Origin of the sequence: Wenzhouxiangella limi (assembly GCF_010499265.1) — a bacterium.
GTDB classification, from domain to species: domain Bacteria; phylum Pseudomonadota; class Gammaproteobacteria; order Xanthomonadales; family Wenzhouxiangellaceae; genus Wenzhouxiangella; species Wenzhouxiangella limi.
In genome coordinates, this window is record NZ_JAAGSC010000043.1 from 247,358 (window position 1) to 267,087 (window position 19,730).

At 63.7% G+C, this 19,730-nt stretch carries 13 protein-coding genes; 7 read left to right on the plus strand and 6 right to left on the minus strand.

What is annotated here, in order from left to right:
* The first annotated feature begins 115 nt into the window (after nucleotides 1–115).
* The 6 genes from G3I74_RS15745 to G3I74_RS13025 all read left to right on the plus strand — a co-directional run bounded on the left by G3I74_RS15745 (nucleotide 116) and on the right by G3I74_RS13025 (nucleotide 11,846).
* Nucleotides 116–3,001 (plus strand): DEAD/DEAH box helicase, encoded by a 2,886-nt coding sequence (locus G3I74_RS15745; RefSeq protein WP_203594738.1) that lies wholly within the window; start codon nucleotides 116–118, stop codon nucleotides 2,999–3,001.
* A gap of 94 nt (nucleotides 3,002–3,095) precedes the next feature.
* A complete protein-coding gene (locus tag G3I74_RS13005) occupies nucleotides 3,096–4,994 on the plus strand; it encodes a calcineurin-like phosphoesterase C-terminal domain-containing protein (protein ID WP_164212033.1) in 1,899 nt (632 codons plus the stop codon).
* Between the two features lie 169 nt (nucleotides 4,995–5,163).
* Nucleotides 5,164–9,204 (plus strand): EAL domain-containing protein, encoded by a 4,041-nt coding sequence (locus G3I74_RS13010; RefSeq protein ID WP_164212034.1) that lies wholly within the window; start codon nucleotides 5,164–5,166, stop codon nucleotides 9,202–9,204.
* Nucleotides 9,205–9,234: 30 nt separating this feature from the next.
* A complete protein-coding gene (locus G3I74_RS13015) occupies nucleotides 9,235–10,929 on the plus strand; it encodes a DUF7125 family protein (RefSeq protein ID WP_164212035.1) in 1,695 nt (564 codons plus the stop codon).
* The gene (locus G3I74_RS13020) at nucleotides 10,926–11,231 is read left to right on the plus strand and encodes a circadian clock KaiB family protein (protein ID WP_338063110.1); all 306 of its coding nucleotides are present in this window, start codon (nucleotides 10,926–10,928) and stop codon (nucleotides 11,229–11,231) included. Before G3I74_RS13015 ends, G3I74_RS13020 begins: the two co-directional genes overlap by 4 nt.
* A 93-nt stretch (nucleotides 11,232–11,324) precedes the next feature.
* Entirely contained in the window at nucleotides 11,325–11,846 is a 522-nt protein-coding gene (locus G3I74_RS13025) for a sigma-70 family RNA polymerase sigma factor (protein ID WP_164212036.1), read from the plus strand.
* Here the strand turns inward: G3I74_RS13025 and G3I74_RS13030 are convergent.
* From G3I74_RS13030 to G3I74_RS13050, 5 genes are all read right to left on the minus strand, one after another.
* Nucleotides 11,808–13,136, minus strand: coding sequence for an ATP-binding protein (locus G3I74_RS13030; RefSeq protein ID WP_164212037.1), 1,329 nt, complete (start codon nucleotides 13,134–13,136; stop codon nucleotides 11,808–11,810). The genes G3I74_RS13025 and G3I74_RS13030 overlap by 39 nt on opposite strands.
* A gap of 182 nt (nucleotides 13,137–13,318) precedes the next feature.
* Nucleotides 13,319–13,888 (minus strand): carboxymuconolactone decarboxylase family protein, encoded by a 570-nt coding sequence (locus tag G3I74_RS13035; RefSeq protein WP_164212038.1) that lies wholly within the window; start codon nucleotides 13,886–13,888, stop codon nucleotides 13,319–13,321.
* 118 nt (nucleotides 13,889–14,006) lie between these two features.
* Nucleotides 14,007–15,356, minus strand: a complete 1,350-nt coding sequence (locus G3I74_RS13040; protein WP_164212039.1) for an NAD(P)/FAD-dependent oxidoreductase — start codon at nucleotides 15,354–15,356, stop codon at nucleotides 14,007–14,009.
* Nucleotides 15,353–16,243, minus strand: coding sequence for a class II glutamine amidotransferase (locus G3I74_RS13045; protein WP_164212040.1), 891 nt, complete (start codon nucleotides 16,241–16,243; stop codon nucleotides 15,353–15,355). Before G3I74_RS13045 ends, G3I74_RS13040 begins: the two co-directional genes overlap by 4 nt.
* Nucleotides 16,244–16,437: 194 nt before the next feature.
* Entirely contained in the window at nucleotides 16,438–17,535 is a 1,098-nt protein-coding gene (locus G3I74_RS13050) for a lipid A deacylase LpxR family protein (protein WP_164212041.1), read from the minus strand.
* Between the two features lie 97 nt (nucleotides 17,536–17,632).
* Between G3I74_RS13050 and G3I74_RS13055 the strand changes: the two genes are divergently transcribed.
* Nucleotides 17,633–18,595 (plus strand): DUF3179 domain-containing protein, encoded by a 963-nt coding sequence (locus G3I74_RS13055; protein ID WP_164212042.1) that lies wholly within the window; start codon nucleotides 17,633–17,635, stop codon nucleotides 18,593–18,595.
* Nucleotides 18,596–18,938: 343 nt separating this feature from the next.
* On the opposite strand, the gene G3I74_RS15750 is transcribed toward G3I74_RS13055, so the two are convergent.
* Nucleotides 18,939–19,628, minus strand: coding sequence for a hypothetical protein (locus G3I74_RS15750; protein ID WP_203594739.1), 690 nt, complete (start codon nucleotides 19,626–19,628; stop codon nucleotides 18,939–18,941).
* Between the last annotated feature and the right edge of the window lie 102 nt (nucleotides 19,629–19,730).

A 19,730-nucleotide genomic window follows, 5' to 3' on the forward strand; every position in this document is an offset into this window, starting at 1 on the left:
GTTGCCTCTAGCCGGTAGATGAATTCGCCTTGCGCCAGATGACCCGGTCCCCCGCGATGCGCGTGCGTTGAGGAAGCGCACGAGCGCGCGGCGAGGGCGCCCCAGCCACAAGGTCTTGTATCTGCTGCACCTGTCCGCTGACGGTCAGCTCAGCGTGAGCCCGGTGCGCGCGCCGCTGGCCGGGGTGATCGGCGATGTTGCGCCGCTGGCGCTGAGCCTGATCGATCAGGAAACCCGACCGCCGTACCTGACCGAAGCCGACTTCGACATCCTGCACGAGCTGGCCGAGCGCTGCGAGCTGCTCCCGGGGCTGACCTGGTACCCGCTGCCGCCTTCTGCCCAGGCTCTGTTCGTCAAGGTACTGGCGACCGGGCGCGGACGCTGGGAAGATGCCGAAGGTGCCGCGCTGCGCGCCGCCGAAGCGCTGACGGCGGATCTGTTCTGGCAGCTCCTGCCAGACGGTTCGCAGGCGCTGCGCTTTGATTTGTCGGCTGCGGCAGGCCAGACCAAGTGGGTTCACCTGCCGCTGTTGCCGCCCTGGGTGATCGATCCACTCAGCGGGGTCTGCCGGCCGGTCCGGGCTGCAAACGGGTCCGATGACCTGGTGACCGAGTTGCTCGGCTACGGCCGGGTCGGCGCCGACCAGGTCGCCCGGGTGCGGGAGCGGATTCGGTCCGGCAAAAGCGGGCTTCCGGAGCCCCAGCTCGTTGAAGTCGAAACCCTCGTGCGGCGCAGACCGCAGGTCGATATTCGCTTGCGCAACGTCGAGGTGGGCAGCAGCGGGCGGTTTCTGCGGCTGCCGTCGGTGTGCCTTGGGTTTCGCTACGGCGATCTGCGGCTGGCCTGGGACGCCGAGGGCAGCAGCCGCCTGCAGCCGACCGATGATGAGCACCAACCGCAGCGCGTGCTCAGCGTCGCGCGCGAGCATGCCTTCGAAGAAGCCTGCCTGGCGCGTCTGGAGGCGCTGGGCCTGGTGGTGCTGGCCACGCTGGCCGGGCTGGATTATCCGCCAGGCGACGGCGGTTTGCTGGTGCCGGCCGAGCGCGAGCGGCTGACCGAAGCCTGGGCGGGCGCCCAGCGCGGCCTGGCCGCGCTGGAAGCCGAGGGCTGGCGGATCCGGCGCGACGCCGACCTGGTCGGCGAGCTTTTGTTTGCCCGGGCCTGGACCTGCCGCCTGAGCAACGCGGTGGGTGAGGGGATCGTGCTGGATCTGGACATTCAGACCGACCAGCAGCGCCACAGCGTGCTGGCCGGGATCACGGACTGGGCCCAGCAGGCCACCCCCATGCTGGTGCAGTCGGTGCTCGATAGTCCTGAGTCCGGCGCCGAGATTGTGGTGGCCGTGGATGATCGTCGCCTGGTGGCGGTGGACCGGCCGCGTCTGAAGGTGGTGCTGGAGGCGCTGGTGGAGCTCAGCGATCCGCAGTTCCGGCTCGGCCCCGGGCCGATGCGGGTCCGGCGCGGGCGCCTGGCCGACCTGGCCCGTCTTGCGCCGCTGTGGGCGCTGAGCGGTGACCCCGAACTGGCCGAAGTGGCCCATCGCCTGGACCAGCCCAGCCTGGTCGAGCCGCTGCGCGAGCCGCCCGGTTTGCAGGCCGTGCTGCGCGACTATCAGCGCCAGGGGCTGGGCTGGCTGCAGTTTTTGCGCGAGGCCGGCTTTGGCGGCATCCTGGCCGACGACATGGGCCTGGGCAAGACGGTCCAGACCCTGGCCCACGTGTTGACCGAGAAGAACGCCGGTCGGCTGGATCGCCCGGCGCTGGTGGTGGCGCCGACCAGCCTGATGTTCAACTGGCGCGCCGAGGCGCATCGCTTTGCGCCGGAACTCAAGGTGCTGCTGCTGCACGGGCCGCGTCGCCGGGGCGATTTTCAGTGGATCGCCGACAGCGACCTGGTGCTGACCACCTACCCGCTGCTGGCGCGCGACATCGACTGGCTCGAGCAAGAGCGCTGGCACCTGGTGATCCTGGACGAGGCCCAGGCGGTCAAGAACCCGCGCACGCGCGCCGCGCGCGCCGTCCGGCGCCTGCAGACCCGCCATCGTCTGTGCCTGACCGGTACGCCGATGGAAAACCATCTGGGCGAATTGTGGAGCCAGTTCGACTTCCTGATGCCCGGCTTGCTCGGGGCCGAGCGCGCGTTCCGGGCCCAGTTCCGCCAGCCCATCGAGCAATTCGGCAGCTCGGAGCGCCGCGCTATGCTGGCGCGCCGGGTGCGGCCGTTTTTCCTGCGCCGAACCAAGGCCGAGGTGGCGCCGGAGCTGCCGGCCAAGACCGAGATCGTGCGCAGCGTCCCGCTGACCGGCAGCCAGTACCGCCTGTATCAGTCGCTGCGCGAGGAGATGCGTGAGCGCGTGCGCTCCGCCCTGCAGGCCCAGGGCGTCGAGCGCGGGCGGATGGTGATTCTCGACGCGCTGCTGCGGCTGCGCCAGGCCTGCTGCGACCCGCGCCTGCTCGATTCGACCACCGACCGGTCGGGCCGGGCCAGCGCGCCGGAATCGGCCAAGCTGGAGCTGCTGATGGATCTGCTGCCGGAAATGGTGATCGAGGGCCGACGCATTCTGCTGTTTTCGCAGTTTGTCCGCATGCTCGAGCTGATCGAACAGGAGCTGGTCCGGCGCGGCATTGGCTTTGTCAAGCTGACCGGCCGCACGCGCGACCGGCAGAAAGTGATCGAGGCCTTCCAGCGCGGCGACGCGCCGGTGTTTCTGATCAGCCTGCGCGCCGGTGGCGTGGGGCTGAACCTGACCGCCGCCGATACCGTCATCCACTACGATCCGTGGTGGAACCCGGCCGTGGAGGACCAGGCCACCGACCGCGCCCACCGCATCGGTCAGGACCGTAAAGTCTTCGTTTATCGGCTCCTGACCGAAGGTACGATTGAAGAACGCGTGCAGCGACTGCAGGCCAGCAAGCGCGAGCTGATCGACGGCCTGCTCGGCGACGGCGGCGCCATGGACCTGGGGCCTGAAGAGCTTGAGCTGCTGCTGGGCAGCGGTTGAACGGCAGGCCAGCCCTAGACCTTCGGTTTTCATGCCCTTGCAACAAGCGGCCGCCAAGATCTGGCCGACCCGACATCACAGTGGAGTTTCGAACATGCACAGCCGACTTCTCAAGACCCTGCCCGGCCTTGGCTTTTTTATGCTGCTGGCGACGGCCCAGGCCGGCGATACCGTGTCGGGCCACGTCTTTCATGACCTCAATGGCGACGGCCTGCGCCAGCCCGGTGAGCCGGGGGTGGCCGGGGTGCTGGTCTCCAACGGCCTTGAGCTGGTCGAAACCACGGCCGACGGCGCCTGGGTGCTGCCGGCGCGCGAGGATATGGACCTCAGCGTGGTCCAGCCCTCGGGTTGGCGGGTGCCGGTCGATGAGCGCCAGATCCCGCAGTTTGCCTTCAGCTACAAGGCCGGGGGTACCCCGGAGGCGCTGCGCTTTGGTGGCCTGCCCGATCCCGGCCCGCTGCCGGAGACTGTCGATTTTGCCCTGCAGCCGGCACCGGCGGGCGAGACCTTCCGCTGTGCGGTGATCGGCGACAGCCAGACTTACTCCAACCAGGAGGTGGGTTTTTTCCGCTCCAGCATCGTCAGCGACCTGCTCGACGAGGGCCTGGAGGCGGGCGACTGCATGATCTATGTCGGCGACGTGGTCGGCGATGACCTGGATCTGCTTGACCGGCTGCTGGCTGCAGGGGCCACGGTCGGGGTGCCGCAGTGGCTGGTGTTCGGCAACCACGATCTGGATTTCGACGCCACCGATCCGGCCCACTCGGGTGACTCCTGGCGCCGGATGGTCAAGCCCACCTACTACGCTTTCGAGATCGGCCAGGCCACTTTTGTGGTGCTCAACAACGTCGTCTATCCGTGCGGAGAAAGCGATGCCGCGCGCCCGGGCCGCGAGTTCTGCCTCGGCGATCGGCCGCGCTACAACGGGCGCGTCCCGGAAACCCAGATGCAGTGGCTGGCCAACCTGCTCGACCATATCCCGCAGGATCGCCTGATCGTGCTGCTCCATCACGTGCCGCTGGTGTCGTTCAGCGACGCCGACCGACCCGTCCACCAGACCGACAACAGCGCCGAGATCCACGCCCTGCTCGAGGGACGTCCGGCGCTGTCGCTGGCCGGGCACACGCACACCCTGGAAAACCTCGAGCCCGGCGAGTGGTACGCCGGCTGGCAGGAAAACGTCGGCGTCGGCCCGCTGCCGTTTCGCCACATCGTCGCCGGCGCCGCCTCGGGCGCCTGGTGGCAGGGCAATTTCGACATCGACGGCATTCCCATGGCGCTGCAGCGCATGGGCGGGCCCAAGGGCTTGGTCATGCTCGACTTTGACGGCGCCGACTACCGTGAGCGCTACCGCGGAGCGCGCATGGACCCGCGCCGCGGGCAGTGGGTCTCGCTGAACACGCCGGCGTTTCGGGACTGGCACGAAACCCTGAATGCGTGGATGGAACAGCCGGAAGAAGAGCGCGACCCGGTGCCGCCCGTGTCGGTCCACGACTTACCCGACGAGTTCATGGTCACCCTCGACGACCTGGCCGAAGGGGTGTACCTGACCGCCAACGTCTGGCTCGGCAGTCGATCCACGCGCGTGCGAGCCCGCCTGGGCGAGGGCGAGTGGTTCGAGCTGGAGCGCACCCAGGCCGGGCAGGGCGAGGCGCCCCTGACCGGTGCCCTGTATGCCGATCCCTTTTCGGTTCGGCGCCAGGCCAGCGACGCCCGCCGGGCCATCGTCAGCCGTTCCGGCGACCCCGGAACCCAGGGCTACGAGAGCTTCAAGGGTCGCCGCAATCAGGGCGTGCCGCGTCCCCAGGGCCGATCGCTGGGCGACCGCAACGTTCACTTGTGGAGGGTGCGGCTGCCGGCAAGCCTGCCGGTGGGGATGCATGCGCTGACGGTCGAGAGCTGGGATCGCAGCGGTCGCCGGCTGGTCGATCGGCAGGTTCTTGAGGTGGTCGAGCGCCGTCCGCCGCGCTTTTGGTCCGACGCTGGCTGGTAGCCGGGGCCGAAGACAGGGGGTTGTCGGCAGCGTTCTTGCCGATACCGACGCCGACACGGCTGCCCGCGGAATTCGGTCCATCGCGCGTGTACACTGAGTTCATGCCCCAGCGAAAACAGGCTAAGGACCGAACCCGGAGCGATGGTCGCGTGGGCCGGGATCTTCCATCGTGAACCTTTACCGGCTTTCGTTGTTCAGTATCGCGGCGTGTCTGGCCGGCCTTGTTGTCCTGCTCGGGCTGACCGTGAACAGTGCCCAGCAGATGTTCGAGAACCAGGCCGCGGTCGGCGAGCTGCTGGTTTTGAACAAGCGCAGCGACGACTTCTCGGCAGCCAGCGACAGGCTGCTGGTGCTTGGTGCCGATTCTGACCGCTGGAACGTCTATCTGGCGGAGGCGGAGGCGCTGCAGGAGCAACTCGAACAGCTCGGCGAACACCACGCCGGCGCGCGCGAGGCCGCGGAGCATGTTGAAAGCATGCTCGAGTCGGTGGGCGCGGCGCTGGGCCTGCCGGGCAGCGAGCTCTTGGCGCAGGAACGGGATATCGAGCCGCTGGCCTTGCCCGAGCGCAGCCGCAGGATCATGCAGCGGGTGGCTGACCAGGGGACCGCACTGGACACGGCGCTGGATGATGCCCTGAGCAGGCGTCAGCAGGCGATTGCGCGCGAGACCACCTGGGTCGGCGCGCTGCTGGCCGGCTCGGCGCTATTGTTCGGCACGCTGTGCATCGTGGCGTTTGCCGTGATCCACCGCCGTATATCGCTGCCGGCGCGCTCACTGGGGAAAACGCTGGAGCAGATCCGCGCCGGTCATGTCGAAGCCCGCGTCTCCTTCTCCGGCGACGATGAGCTGGCCCGGGTTGCGCACACCTTGAACACGCTACTGGACGAGCGCCAGGCTGCCGACCGTGCCGTCGACCAACGGCAGCGCCATCTCGAGAGCGCGCTTTCGGAATTGCGCGCTACCCGCGATCAGCTGCTGCGGGCCCAGCGGGTTGGCAATATCGGCAGCTGGGAGTTCGACTTTGAGCGCAATCGTCTGGACTGGAGCGAACAGGCATTCGAAATCTTCGGTATCGAGCCCGAGGCCTTTGGCGGTTCGATCGAGGATTTCCTTGAGCTGGTTCATGCCGATGACCGCGAGTGGCTGCAACAGAAACGGGCACAATGGCTGGCCAGAGGCGGTGAGTTCGATGCGGAGTACCGGATCGTGCGCCCCGATGGCGAGGTGCGGTGGGTACACGCCTGCGCCTATACGCTAACGGAGTCGGACGGGAAGACCGTGCGCTCGACAGGGACGTTGCAGGACGTCACCAGCCGCCGGCGTCAAGAGTTGCGGGTTCGGCAGTTCCAGTATTTGATCGAGGGGAGTCAGGATCTATGCGGGACCGTCGACGATCGCTATCGGTTCCTGTGGGTCAACCAGGCGTATGCCGACTGGTTCGGTCTGTCTCCCGAACAGGTCGAAGGCCGTGCGGCGGCCGAAATCCTCGGCGCTGAGCATTTCGAGGCCGAGGTCAAGCCGTACCTGGATCGCTGCTTCGCAAACCAGGTGCAACGCGTGGAGATTGAACGCCAACATCCGGCCTTGGGGCCGCGCCAGGTTCTGGTTCGCTACTATCCGATCGATGTGCCGGGTGAGTCGCGCCGCCAGGTCGGCTTTATGCTCACCGACGTCACCGACCTGCGCGCCGCCGAAGCCGAACTCATTCGCCGCGGCCAGCTGCTGGATATGGCCGCTCGTGTATCTCGCTTTGGCGGATGGTCGGTGGATCTGGACAAGAATCGGATTCGCTGGTCCGATATGACGGCCGCGATTCACCGCATGCCGGCCGGATATTCACCGACGGTGGAAGAGGGGATTGGGTTCTATGCGCCGGAGTACCGTGATCGGATCAGCAAGCTGTTCAGCGCCTGTGCCGAACGCGGCGAGCCCTACGACGAGGAACTTCAGATCATTGACAGCGACGGGCAACGGCGCTGGGTACGAACCGTTGCCGAAGCCGTGCGCGATGAACACGGCAGGATTGTTCGCGTTCAGGGCGCTTTTCAGGACATCTCCGAGCGCAAGGCGCTGGAGGTCGAACGCCAGCGCCTGGACGATCGATTGAGCGCCATGTTCGAGGCGATGACCGACGGCTTCGTCGCCTTTGACGAGCAATGGCGCTATACCTACGTCAATGCAGCGGCGGCCGGGATGATCGGTCGGTCGGTCGATGAGCTGGTCGGCGCTTCGCTGTGGCAGCAGTTTCCCGAACTGGGCGGTGAGCTCGAGGCGGTCCTGCGAAAAGCAATGACCGAGCGCAGCTTCAGGGCCGTGGACGCATTTTTTGAACCGCTGGATAAATGGCTTGAAGTCCGCGCCTATCCATGGGAAGAAGGGCTGGCCGTGTTTTTCCGCGACATGACCGAGACACATCGCTTGTTGAAGGCGCTTCAGGGCAAGGAGGCGGCGCTGCGCGACTCCCGCGATGCCCTCGACGCGGCCCTCAACACCCGCCAGGCGCTGATCAACTCCCTGCCGGCCCATATTGCCCTGCTCGACAACGCCGGCAACGTGATCGACGTCAACGAACAGTGGCGGCATTTTGGCGAACAGAACGACTTCGAGGGCGCTGACTTTGGCCTCAATACCAATTACGTCCGCCTGTGCGAGCAAGCGACGGGCGAGTGCGCCGAAGAAGCCGGCGCCGTTGCCGACGGACTGCGCGCGGTGCTGGCTGGAGATCGCGACAGCTTCGCGCTGGAATATCCCTGTCATGCGCCGGATGAGCAACGCTGGTTTCGGGTGATGTTCAATCGGCTGGTGGCTGATCGTTCGGTGCCGGGCGGTGTGGTTGCCATGCACGTGGATGTGACTGAACGCAATCTCGCCGAGCAGCAGTTGGAAAAACTCGCTTTCGAGGACCCGCTGACCGGTCTGCTCTCGCGCAACGGTTTCGTGCGGCGATTGCAGTCGGTGCTTGATGCATCGGAATGGCCGGCGGAGGGCATCATCGCCATGATCGATGTGGCCAGCCAGCGCGATATCAACGATGTCTACGGCTATGAAACCGGTGACCTGCTCTTGATCGAACTGGGCCGTCGGCTTCAGGCCCGCTGCGGTGATCGCGGCCTTGCGGCGCGCGCCGGCGGAGACGAATTTGTCGTTTTGCTGGTTCCCAACCCGGGGTCAACGATCGAGGATGCGCTGAACGATCTGGGGCGCGTTGTAGAGCGGCCGCTCAAGCTGGCTGAGCTCGACGTCGAGATCGACCTTTGGATTGGGTTTACGGTTTTTGGACAGCACAGGCGCAGCCCGGAGAGTCTGATCCGTGAGGCTGAGCTGGCGCTGTTTGAACACCGTGCGGAGGTCGGTGCTCCGCTGCAGTGGGTCAGGTATACGCCGGAGCTGGACGCCAAGACCAGCCAGAGAATCCGGCTGACCGGTGAGCTGCGCCACGCCATCGAGGCCGAGGAATTCGAGCTTCATTTTCAGCCCAAGGTGAACCTTGCCGACGGCAGCCTGATTTCGGCCGAGGCGCTGATCCGCTGGCACCATCCAGAGCGCGGCCTGCAGCCGCCCGGGCTGTTTATCCCCATCGCCGAGCAGAGCCAGCTGATCGGTCCGATCGGTGACTGGGCGCTGCGCGATGCCTGCCGGCAGCTGCGCGACTGGCGCCGCGCCGGCCTGGATATCGTGCGCGTGTCGGTAAACGTGTCGCTGGTGCAGTTCGCGCTGGGGGATTTTCCGGCCAAGGTTCGCGCGGCCCTGGCCGATTGTGATGTCGCGCCCTCGGCGCTGTCGCTGGAAATCACCGAGAGCGTGTTCGAACGCCATTCGGATGACCTGCTGACCCAGCTCCGCGAGCTGCACGCGCTTGGCGTTAAGCTTTCGCTGGACGATTTCGGCACCGGGTATTCCTCGCTGTTGTACCTGCAGCGCTATCCCTTCGACGAGATCAAGATCGATCGGGCCTTCGTCAGCCATCTGCTCGACGATGACTACAGCCGCAATATCGTGCGCACCGTGATCGACGTTGCCGGTGCCCTGGGGGCCGAAGTCGTCGCCGAGGGCATCGAGTCGCCGGAAATCACCGCGGCCTTGCTGGCGATGGGCGTGCGAATCGGCCAAGGCTTCTATTACAGCGTACCCCTGGAGGCCGAAGACTTTCGCTGGCTGCTTGATAAACGCAGTCGCCTGCCGCTGATTGCGCACGATAGCTCTACTTGATGTGTTTTGAGATCCAAAGGATGATCGGCAATGAATGATTCCCACTGGCAGCTGGAAAAACGGCCGACCGGCATTCCCGGGCTGGACCGCTTGACCCATGGCGGCCTGCCGTACGGGCAGGCGACCCTGATCGTCGGTCAGCCGGGCGCGGGCAAGACGGTGCTGGCGCTACAGGTTCTGGCGCACGCCGTCGCCGAGGGCGATGGCGGCGTTTTTGTGACGTTCGAGGAGTCGCCTGCTCAGGTTCGCCGCAATGCTGATTCGTTTTGTTGGGGAGAAAACCTGAACCAGTCGGAGGGCTGGACTGTGATCGATGCCCGCCTCCCGATCGGCGCGGAGAGCTCGGGCGCGTTTGATATCGATGGCTTGCTCGCGGCGATCGGAGCGCCGGCGGAGGGTCTGGCGCACCCCTGGATCGTCATTGACGGGATTGACCAGTTACTCAAGCACCAGCCAGATCCTCTGCTCGCCGTCGACCAGATCCGACAGGTCAACGAGCACTGCGAGCGGCACGGCTGGACGCTGCTGCTCAGCGGCAAGGTCGAAGGTGATCGTGCGGCACCCCGCTATCTGGAGGGGGTCGAGTTCATGCTGCCGACCACCCTGGTGCTGACCGCAACCATGATCGAGCGCCGCCTGCATCGCTACATCCGCATCGCCAAGTACCGCGGCTCCAGCCATAATCCTGATCAGGTGCCAGTGATCATAAACGATGACGGTATCCAGCTGCCTTATCAGGCGATCCCGGACAGTGATTCGGCCAGCGCGAGCACCGAACGTATCAGCACCGGTATCGAGCGTCTGGACCAGCTGCTCGGTGGCGGGCCCTACCGGGGTTCCAGCACCCTGATCTCCGGCCGGCCCGGCACCGCCAAGAGTACGCTGGCCGCCGGCTTTGCCGAAGCCGCGGCCCGGCGCCACGAGCGCACGCTCTACGTCAGCTTTGACGAAATGCAGGCGCCCTACGTCCGTAACCTGGCCTCGGTGGGGCTCGATCTGCAGCCGCACATCGATGCCGGGCGCATTCGCTTTTGCGCGCTGTCGGCCTGGTCGGCTCTGATCAGCGAACACGTACTGATGCTGCGGCGCCTGATCGAGGAATTCAATCCGCACTGTCTGGTTATCGACCCGATCTCGGCGTTGCTCAAGGCCGCCGGCAGCGAGGGACCGCGCACCGCCACCGAGCGCATCCTGGGCTTTGCCCGCAGCCGCGGCATCACGACGGTACTCACCTCGCTGTCGGGCGAAGGCGATCCCGAAGGCGAGGCCACGGCGGTCCATGTCTCGACCGTTGCCGATACCTGGATCGTGCTGGACTACAACGTCCGCGCCGGCGAGCGAAACCGCTCTCTGTCGATCGTGAAATCACGCGGATCAGCCCACTCGAACCAGCAGCGTGAACTGATCCTGTCCGAAGAGGGCATTACCTTGGCCGACGTCTACGAATACGGCACCGAAGTGCTGATGGGGACCGCCCGGCTGCAAAAAGAAAGCGAAGAGAAAGCCGCCGCTCGTCGTCGCGAATTGAAACGCGCGCAGCACCGCGAGGACCTGAAGCGCCGCCTCCAGCAGGCCCGAAGCGAGGCAGAGAGACTGTCGACCGAGCTTGAGCTTGAAGAACAAGGCTTCGAAGAAGCCGATCGCATGAACCGGAACTACACCGATCGGATGAAAGCGCAGCGAGACCCCGCTCGCAGCACCAAGGACGGAGGAGACGACACGTGAACGCCAATGCCACCCCCAATGAGTCTGCGGTCCCCACGCTGATGCTGTTTGTTACGGGCAGTGCGCCGCGCTCCCGGCGGGCCCGCAAGAATCTGGCTGCCGCGCTGAAGTCGCTCGGTCTCGATTCGGTCAAGGCGATGGAAATCGACCTGATTGACCGACCGGAGAAAACGGTCACCTACTCCGTGTTTGCCACGCCCGCACTGTTGCGCATGGACGAGGCTGGAGAAATGCGGGTGCTCTACGGAGACCTGTCCGACGAGTCAAAGCTGCTCGAGTTTCTGCGCGACCTGGTGGATTAGGTATTTCTACGGACCCGTAGAAGTCCGTATGGTCTCAGCGCCTGCCGGGCGGAATACTGTCGCTCAACTTCAACCATCGACAGGAGAGCAGACATGCCCGCAAACCATCACACCGCCCGTTTCGAAGACTTGGTGGAATCTCATGCCGACGACCTGTTTCGTTTCGGCTGCTGGCTGACCGGTGACCGCGAGGTCGCCCAGGATCTGGTCCAGGAGACGATGATCCGGGCCTGGCGCAGCATTGATCAGCTGCGCGATGCCGGTGCGGTCAAGCCCTGGCTGTTGACCACGCTCCGACGCGAGAACGCGCGCCGCTTCGAGCGCAAGCGTTTCGACCTGGTCGATATCGAGGACCAGCAGGTGACCGACAGCGACCAGGTTGACGCCGAAACGCGCATCCTGCACAGCCAGATTCGGGTCGAGGTGGATCAGTTGCCGAAAAAGTACGCTGAACCGCTGCGCCTGCAGGCCTACCTGGGCTGCTCGATTGCCGAGATCACCGAGCGGTTGGGGATCAGTCGCAGCGCCGCCATGACCCGGGTGCATCGGGCACGCCAGCACCTGAAAAACCGGCTGTCAGCCGACCGCCGTATCCCGGATCTCCTCCCGGCCTGAGTCCTGCGCAGAATGCGCGCCATCGGCCGCGACGCTGAAGCGAAAGCGGGTACCGCTGGCCGAAGTGTCGGCGAGCCAGAGTTGCCCGCCGTGCGCCTCGAGAATCGATCGGCACAGCGACAGGCCAATGCCGAGACCGTCCTGGCGGCTGCTGGAGAACGGTTCAAACAGGCGCGGCAGAACCTCCTCGGCAATGCCCGTGCCGCTGTCGCCGATTTCGAAGACCACCCGGCCATCGGCATCGGCGCAGACCGACAGGTCGATCCGACGCTGGGAACCCTCGCTGTGGTTGATGGCATCGACCCCGTTGCGGACCAGGTTGAGCAGCACCTGCTGGATCAACACGGTATCGACCCGGATCGGGGGCAGATCCTCTTGAAGGTCCAGCACCAGTTCAACCTGGTGATGGCGGGTTTCCGTCTGGAGCAGCACCAGACAGTCATCAAGCAAACGCTGGATCGGGATCAGGCGGGTCTTGATATCGCCGCGGCTGACGTAAGCGCGCAGCCTTTTGACCACTTCCTTGGCACGAGTGGCGCCTTCCAGCGATTTCTCAAGCGCGGTCCGCAGCTCGCCGAGATCCGGGTCGGGCCGGTCGAGCAGGTGCAGGCAGGTCTGGCCGTAGGTCGTCAGCGTAGTCAGCGGCTGGTTGATCTCGTGCGCCAGGGCCGAGGCCATCTCGCCCAGTGCCCCCAGCCGGGAGACATGGGCCAGCTGACTCAGGTGTTGCCGGGCCCGAGCTTCGCTGTCGCGCAGGGCCTTTTCGGCCTGCATGCGCTCGATTTCGGCCCCGACCCGGGCGGCAATGATGCGGAACATGGACTCGACGATACGATCGCTGTCCATGCGGCGCTGGTCATAGACGGCGATGTGGCCGACGGTGCGCCCGTCGGAGGGCGCAAAAACCGGGATGCCGATGAAGCTCTCGATGCCGCCCTCCTCGCTGGCCCACTCTGGAAAATGCCGGCCCATGCCCTCCGGGTAAAAGCAGAATTCGCCGCCGTGGATCACGTCCTGGCAGGGCGTACCCACGAGGTCGAAGGTGATGTTTTCGGAAAAATCCGACCCGTGCCAGAGCGCGAGGGTTCGGACATGGTTTTCCGGGTAGTCCAGGCATTCGGTGACCAGCGCGGCCTCGACGCCCAGCGAGCGGGCCAGGCGAGCGACCAAGGTGCGGAAATAATCACCGCCGGTCAGCGGTGCCGTCGCTTCGGAAATCATGCCCACGAACTGCTCGACTGACTCGACGTTGGCGGCAGGCGGTCTGGTGGCTTGAGCGATTTCAGTCATTGGCGTTCGGCTCGTTCATGGATCTTGATTTCCTTTGACCGGCGTTTGCCCGAATCGCTTACCAGCCCAACGGGTGTGTTTTCCCCAAAGACCTGCCGCGACGTGCCGGAGACGGCAGTTCTCGAGACCTTACCACCGGACAGGCGGCCCGCGCGGCTATGGCCGACAGAAAAAGGATAACGTCAGGTATCCCAGCGGTACCGGGCAAATGCCTCGTCGAGGTCGGGCTGATTGAGATGGTTGGAGTAGTTGCTCAAGGTCTTGACGGCCAGGGCGAGAATGATCTGCATGATGTGGCTTTCGGTAAAACCGCAATCAAGAAAGGCCTGAACCTCGCTCCGGCCGGGTGTGCCGCGGGTCTGGAACATGGCTCGGGTAAAGCGGCTCAGTGCGGCCAGGCGCTCGTCGGGTATCTCGTTGCCTTCCCGCAAGGCCTTGAGAGCTTCCTCGGGCACATTCGAGACCTTGTCAGCCAGCATGCTGTGCGCAGCCATGCAGTAGACGCAGCCGTTTTCCCGGCTGATGGTCAGCAAAATCACTTCCTGCTCGGCCGGTTCCATGCCGGAATGGGCTCGGAACTGGTCATAGCCATGCATGTAGGTGCTCAGCAGCCCCGGCGCTTTCGCCATGTGACGGTACATCTCGGGTACGAAGCCCAGTGCCGATAGCGCCGATTCGAAAAGCGGGCGGGCGTCGCTGCCGGCATTTTCGAGCGTCGGTGCGGTTTGAGTGATTTTGTATTCGGCTGTCATGGCTTGCTCCATTGGCGTTCGGGATTCTGGGGTTCCGTACGTCAGACCGGTGAAGTGCTGAAAGGCTTTCTGGAAACATTCTCTTGAAAAACCCGCCCCGCTCAGGGTCAGATGATTCTTACCTGCTTTGATCCAGCGTACTTCTACCCGGGTTCCCGGCGCTTGATGCGTCGGGTTTCACGGCAACATCCCCCGTGATCAACCGGATGCCGCGGCCGAAGGTCAGATACGACCAGAACCAGTTGGCAGCAACCACTACACGATTGCGAAAACCGATCAGGAAATAGATATGAGCGGCACCCCAGAGCCACCAGCCAGCATAGCCGGTAACCCGGACCTGACCGAAATTGCAGATCGCCGAGTGCCGGCCGATGGTGGCCAGCTGTCCTCGACCTTTGTAGACGAAAGCGCCGGGACGTCGTCGGCCCCGAATGCGTGCGATCAGATCGCGGGCCACGTGCTTGCCTTGCTGCTTGGCCGCTGGGGCCAGTCCTGGCGTAGGCTGCTGGTCCGGGTTGATGTGCTGGCAGACGTCCCCGACCAGGTAGATCCGGTCGTCTCCGGGTAGCTGCAGATCGGCTTCCACCGCCACTTGCCCAGCGGCGTTGCTGTCCACGCCGAGCCAGTCGGCGGCGGGCGAGGCCTTGACGCCGGCGCTCCAAATCACCGTTTCGGTGGCGATCTTGTCCTGTTCCATGCGCACGCCGTGCCGGTCGAGGTGGTCCACACGCGTGCCGAGCTTCATCTCCACCCCCATCCGCTCCAGCGAACGACGCGCTTTTTCCGAAAGCGCCTCCGGAAATGGCCGCAGCAGTCGCTCGTTGGCATCGGCCAGGATAATGCGCGCGTTCTCCGGCTGGATCCTGCGGAAGTTGCGCGCCAGGGTGAATCGGGTCAGCTCCGCCATGGCGCCAGCCATTTCGACGCCGGTCGGACCACCGCCAACGATGACGAAGGTCATCAGCGCCTGGCGTCGTGCCGGGTTCTCCTCTATTTCGGCCCGCTCAAAGGCCAGCAGAATGCGCCGCCGCAGCTCGGTGGCATCCTCGATGCGCTTCAGGCCCGGGGCCAGTTCGTGCCACTCGTCCCGGCCGAAGTAATTGTGGGTGGCGCCGGTTGCGATTACAAGGTAGTCATAATCGATCCGGCGGTCGCTCAAGGTCTGGATCTGGCATCGATCACGATCGATATTGGTGACCGTATCGAGAAGCACTTGGATATTGTCGAAATGCCCCAGAATGCCCCGGATTGGGGCAGCGATATCGGCGGGTGACAACGCTGCGGTGGCCACCTGGTACAGCAGCGGTTGGAACAGGTGATAGTTGTGCCGGTCGATGATCACGATCTCAACCGGCTGACACGCCAGACGCATGGCTACGGTCAGGCCGGCGAATCCGGCACCCAGAATGACGACCCGTGGCCGATGCTTCTCGGTCGATACCTGGACGGATTGCGCTGCGTTTTTCATGGCTCATTGCCCTCAACCGAGTCTGCAGGTCGGTCGATCCGGGGCTGCTCGATGATCTGGCTGCAAACGCGCAGGTCTGAATCGATGCCCAGCAAGTGATTGGGTGGCACCGGTTGCCAATTTGGACCGGAATTGAGTGGCTCCGAGCTGACCAGTACCGCCTTGACCGCGTCATTTTCGCCACTATCCATCCAGCAACGCTGTTCGTGGCAGCCATAGCGCTCGCCTCGATTGATGTAAAGGCTGTCGATACGGGTGGGGTCGGAGCTGTAGCGGCAAACCGCTGCACAATGCCCATCGGTCAGGATCACGTTCAAAAAGACGCGGGCGTTGGGGGCATGCTGATCGATGAGTTCATGCAGCGTCGCAATCCCGAGTCGCAGAGCGCGGATGAGATCATCGACGTGACCACTGGCTTCGGGAGGTAGAAAGTCCGAGACGAGGGCAAACAGGTGCTCGCTGTCGGTGTTGCCCCGAATGCTGTTGAAAGCGGGGTGACTCAGGCGCGCCATCAGCGCTCGCCGCAGCTTGGGAAATTGCTCGATGTGGCCGTTATGCATGAATGCGTACCGGCCTTTGCGGAATGGGTGGCAGTTGGCCTCGGCGACGTCGAATGTTCCGTCGGTGGCGGCGCGCACATGAGCCAGAAGGCAATGGCTTTGGGTCACTCTTGCCAGCTCATCGAGGTTGGCATTACTCCAGGCCGGCGTCAGCGAACGAAAGCGCGCCGCCTGCGAGAGTCCTTTGACATACCAGGCAACGCCAAAGCCGTCGCCGTTGAGCGGTTCCAGGCGCTCTTTGGCTTTCACGCTTTGGTGGATCAGGGAGTTTTCGGGGCGCGTGACCAGATCGGCCAGGCAGATCGGTGCGCCTAGATAAAAGGTCATTCTGCACATGCTGGAGCAGACCGGTCGGTCCGTTACGAGCTTGCATCACACGGGTCGCTTTCATCAACGAGGAGCTGCATATCACTCAAGGTGGTAACGGTCATCGCCTCATCGGCATCCTGTCCCATGGGAGATTTCGGGATGGGTATGCAGCCTTGGGGCGAGCGTGGCGATCCATTCGGAGGTGGTACGGCTCAGAAACTACGGGTCAGTGAAATTTGCCCCCACAGCGCGTCATCGGCCAGTGATTCCTTGATCTCGCTGGTGCGATAGCTGATGCTGAACTCCCCGCGCAGTCCGGTCGAGAACAATTCGGCGGTCACCCCGACGCTGGCTTCGGTGATCAGTTCACGGAGTTCGCCGCGCGAGAAGGTCACCGCGCTGTCGCGGAACTGGCCCTGCAGCAGCGCATTGTAGAGGCGCAGGCTGGCTTCCAAACTCGTCCAGAAGAACCATTCCCGGTTCGCTGAGGGAGATTGGGGCTTCGTCGCTGGTGCGCCGTAGGCGACGTATTCGCCGGGTGCCGGATCGAACCTGAACCATTGCTCGTCGAACTTACCCCACCGCGCCGTGGCGCCGACCCCCACCTGGGTAACGTAGCCGGCCGATGCATTGATCTTCCAGCGACTTTCCAGGCGGCGATTTTCGGACAACGGGGTCGACTGGATCAACTGATGACGGCTGACTTCGTAGCGCCCTGTCAGCTCGCCGCCGTCGGAAATCTGGTTATCCCAACCCTGGGCTTTTTGCGTATCGACCAGATCGTGAAAGAAGTCCTGCAGGGATTCTGCAAGATTGGTCCCCAGCAGACCCAGCACCAGGCTGGACCGGTAGGCAACGTTGCGTGATGGGTCAACGGATTGGCGCGTATTCCCGAATAGAACCAGACTGCCGTAGGGGTGGTCGTCAAGAATCGGCTGAGGGCTCTCGATGTCTTCGGGTGTAAAGGCGGCCAGTCCCAGGATCATGCTGTGGCGCATGTCGTCGTCTCCTGAAGCCATGCGTCTCTCCATTCCGGTCAGACGGTCGATCCAGGCCAGTAGCGGATCGGCGGAAAAATCCCATTCACGGGCTCGGCGTCCGCTCAACTCGACCGAGGCACCGCCGGTGTACTGCTGATCCTCGTTCAACAAGGCGAGAAAATCGTTGTCCAGGTGAAAGGACCAGCCTGAATTCCAGGTCTCTTCCATGAGGTTTTCTGGCTCGCCCAGCGCCTTGCCGTTGAGCAGCAACAGCAAGCTTGCGAGAACGATGGCGTTGGCGAGTTGATTCCGGTTTGCGCAGAGCAGCATGCGGATCTCCGTTGGTCGAGGTTCGAGGCAGTCGACCGGACCAGTGCTCAACACATTGCCCAACCACGATGGGGTCAACCGCAACTAAGGACGATTCATGATTTTCCGACTAGGACTAGTTTGGCTGGCGGCTGGCGGCATGGCGGTTTCGGCCTGTGCACAAAGCGATCGGCCGCGCAATCCGTTCGATACAGAAATTCTGGTCGAGACTTTCGGCTATGGACCGCAGACACCGGCTCGTGTCGACCTGACCGAGATTTATCAGGGCTGCCCAAGAAAGGACTGCATTCCTTCCATCGATCAGCCGCGCTACGTGACGGCCGAACGGGCGGACTTCCTGGCAGACGATGACCTGATTCTCGGGCTTGATGTCGATGGGGAGCAGCGCGCCTTCCCGATTCGGATTCTCGATCACCATGAGATCGTCAACGACACTATCGGCGGGGAGGCGGTGATCGTGACCTGGTGCCCGTTGTGCGGTTCGGGTCTGGTCTTCGAACCGAGCGTGGAAGGCGAAATGGTGGAGTTTGGCGTCTCGGGTCTGCTGCATAACTCCGATCTTGTGATGTACGACCGCAAGACCGAATCACTCTGGCAACAGATCACCGGCGAAGCCATCGTGGGAGACCAATTGGGTCGAACGCTCAGGCTGGTTCCGTCAACGATGACCGACTGGAAAACCTGGCGGACGTCTCATCCCGAGACGCTGGTGCTTTCACCGGAAACCGGCTTTCGACGCGACTACTTTGGCCGGCAGGCCTACTCGGGCTACGCGGAGTCGGAGCGTTTGATGTTTCCTGCATCGCGCCGCGACTTCAGCATTCATCCCAAGACGGTCGTCTTCGGGCTCGAACTGGATGGCGTCAGCCTTGCCCTTGAGGAAGCCACCCTTGAGGAGGTCGCCGAAGTTCGTTTCACAACGGGTGACGAGGACTGGTTGGTCCGCCGTCTGCCGGACGGTACCGTGACCGCAAGCTCGGCATCCGGCCAAGAGCAAACGGCCATCCGGCTATTCTGGTTTGCGTGGTACAACTTTCATCCAGATACCCAGAGGTTGTAATGCAGCCAGCGCAGGCTGGGATCTTGCAGCTCCCGAATGGCCGCAATCTTCTCGCAGGTCCAGCGCGAGGCCTGCTCGACCCCCTCGAGCATGCAAAGAATACAGGCTTCCCAGCTGCCATCTCCCGTCGCCTACAAAAGCAGGCGGTCGTAGTCTTCTTTACGCTCCAAGATATTTCGGCTCAAGTAGAGGATCGGCAAGGTCAGGAGATGATGCTCGATGAGGCGGCAAGGCCAAGTTACTAACATCTTTGTCGACTCGCCAGCTTATGCACGTTTATCCGCAAGTAATCCGCACAGTTTCCGCCGGTCGCAGCACAGTGGCGACGCGATCGACATGCCAATCAATTATGTCGACAGAAGCAATTTATCTCGACACGTGGTCGGGGTGGCCGATGTGGTTTATCCCGATGCTTGCCAAACGGGGCTCGATTCGAGTCGGAGATAGCCGAAATGTGATCGACCATGAAGCCGTTGGGTGAGCGAATTAAGGCGGTACCGCGGACCAGCGTTTTCGCTAGCACTTGAAATCCGGCCAATTGGCCGGTCCAACTCAAAGCACTCAGCAACGAGCCCTGCGGTCGTTCAGGACCCGGCGACCCACCTGGCCATCGTATCAGATGAGGTTTGGAATCGTCGTGATCGATGACCAGCCGCTTCTTCAACTCACGAATGGCGAGTTGGTGTTCGCGCGCGCGTCCCCCGCGGATCGCATCCACCAGAACCAGGAGCTCGTAGAGCCGCGGATCTTTCCGAGCGGCTCCCCGTGCCAGCTTATAGAGCAGTGCAAATGCCATTCCGCGAGCCTGGCCTTCAGGGTCGGGCCAGACGGGCGGAGGTTCTGACGTAGACGCGAAATGCTGTGCCAGTGGAAGAGCGGCGTGCGCGGTCGGCATTCCGCGAGTCAGCTCGCCTCGCTCAGGGACGAATACATAGTTCAAGCCGTGGGTCAGGAATTCTTCTAGATTTCGGACCTGCGGCACCACGGTATCTTCCTGGCGAATGGCTAACTGTGCTGCCAGCGCTCGCTTCACGGCAGCATGCAACTGGGAAGGGCTCATCCCAAGCTGCACGGCAAGCCATGCGTATGACCATGAGCGGTCCCCCAGCGCGGCCAACTTCAGAGTGTTTACTTT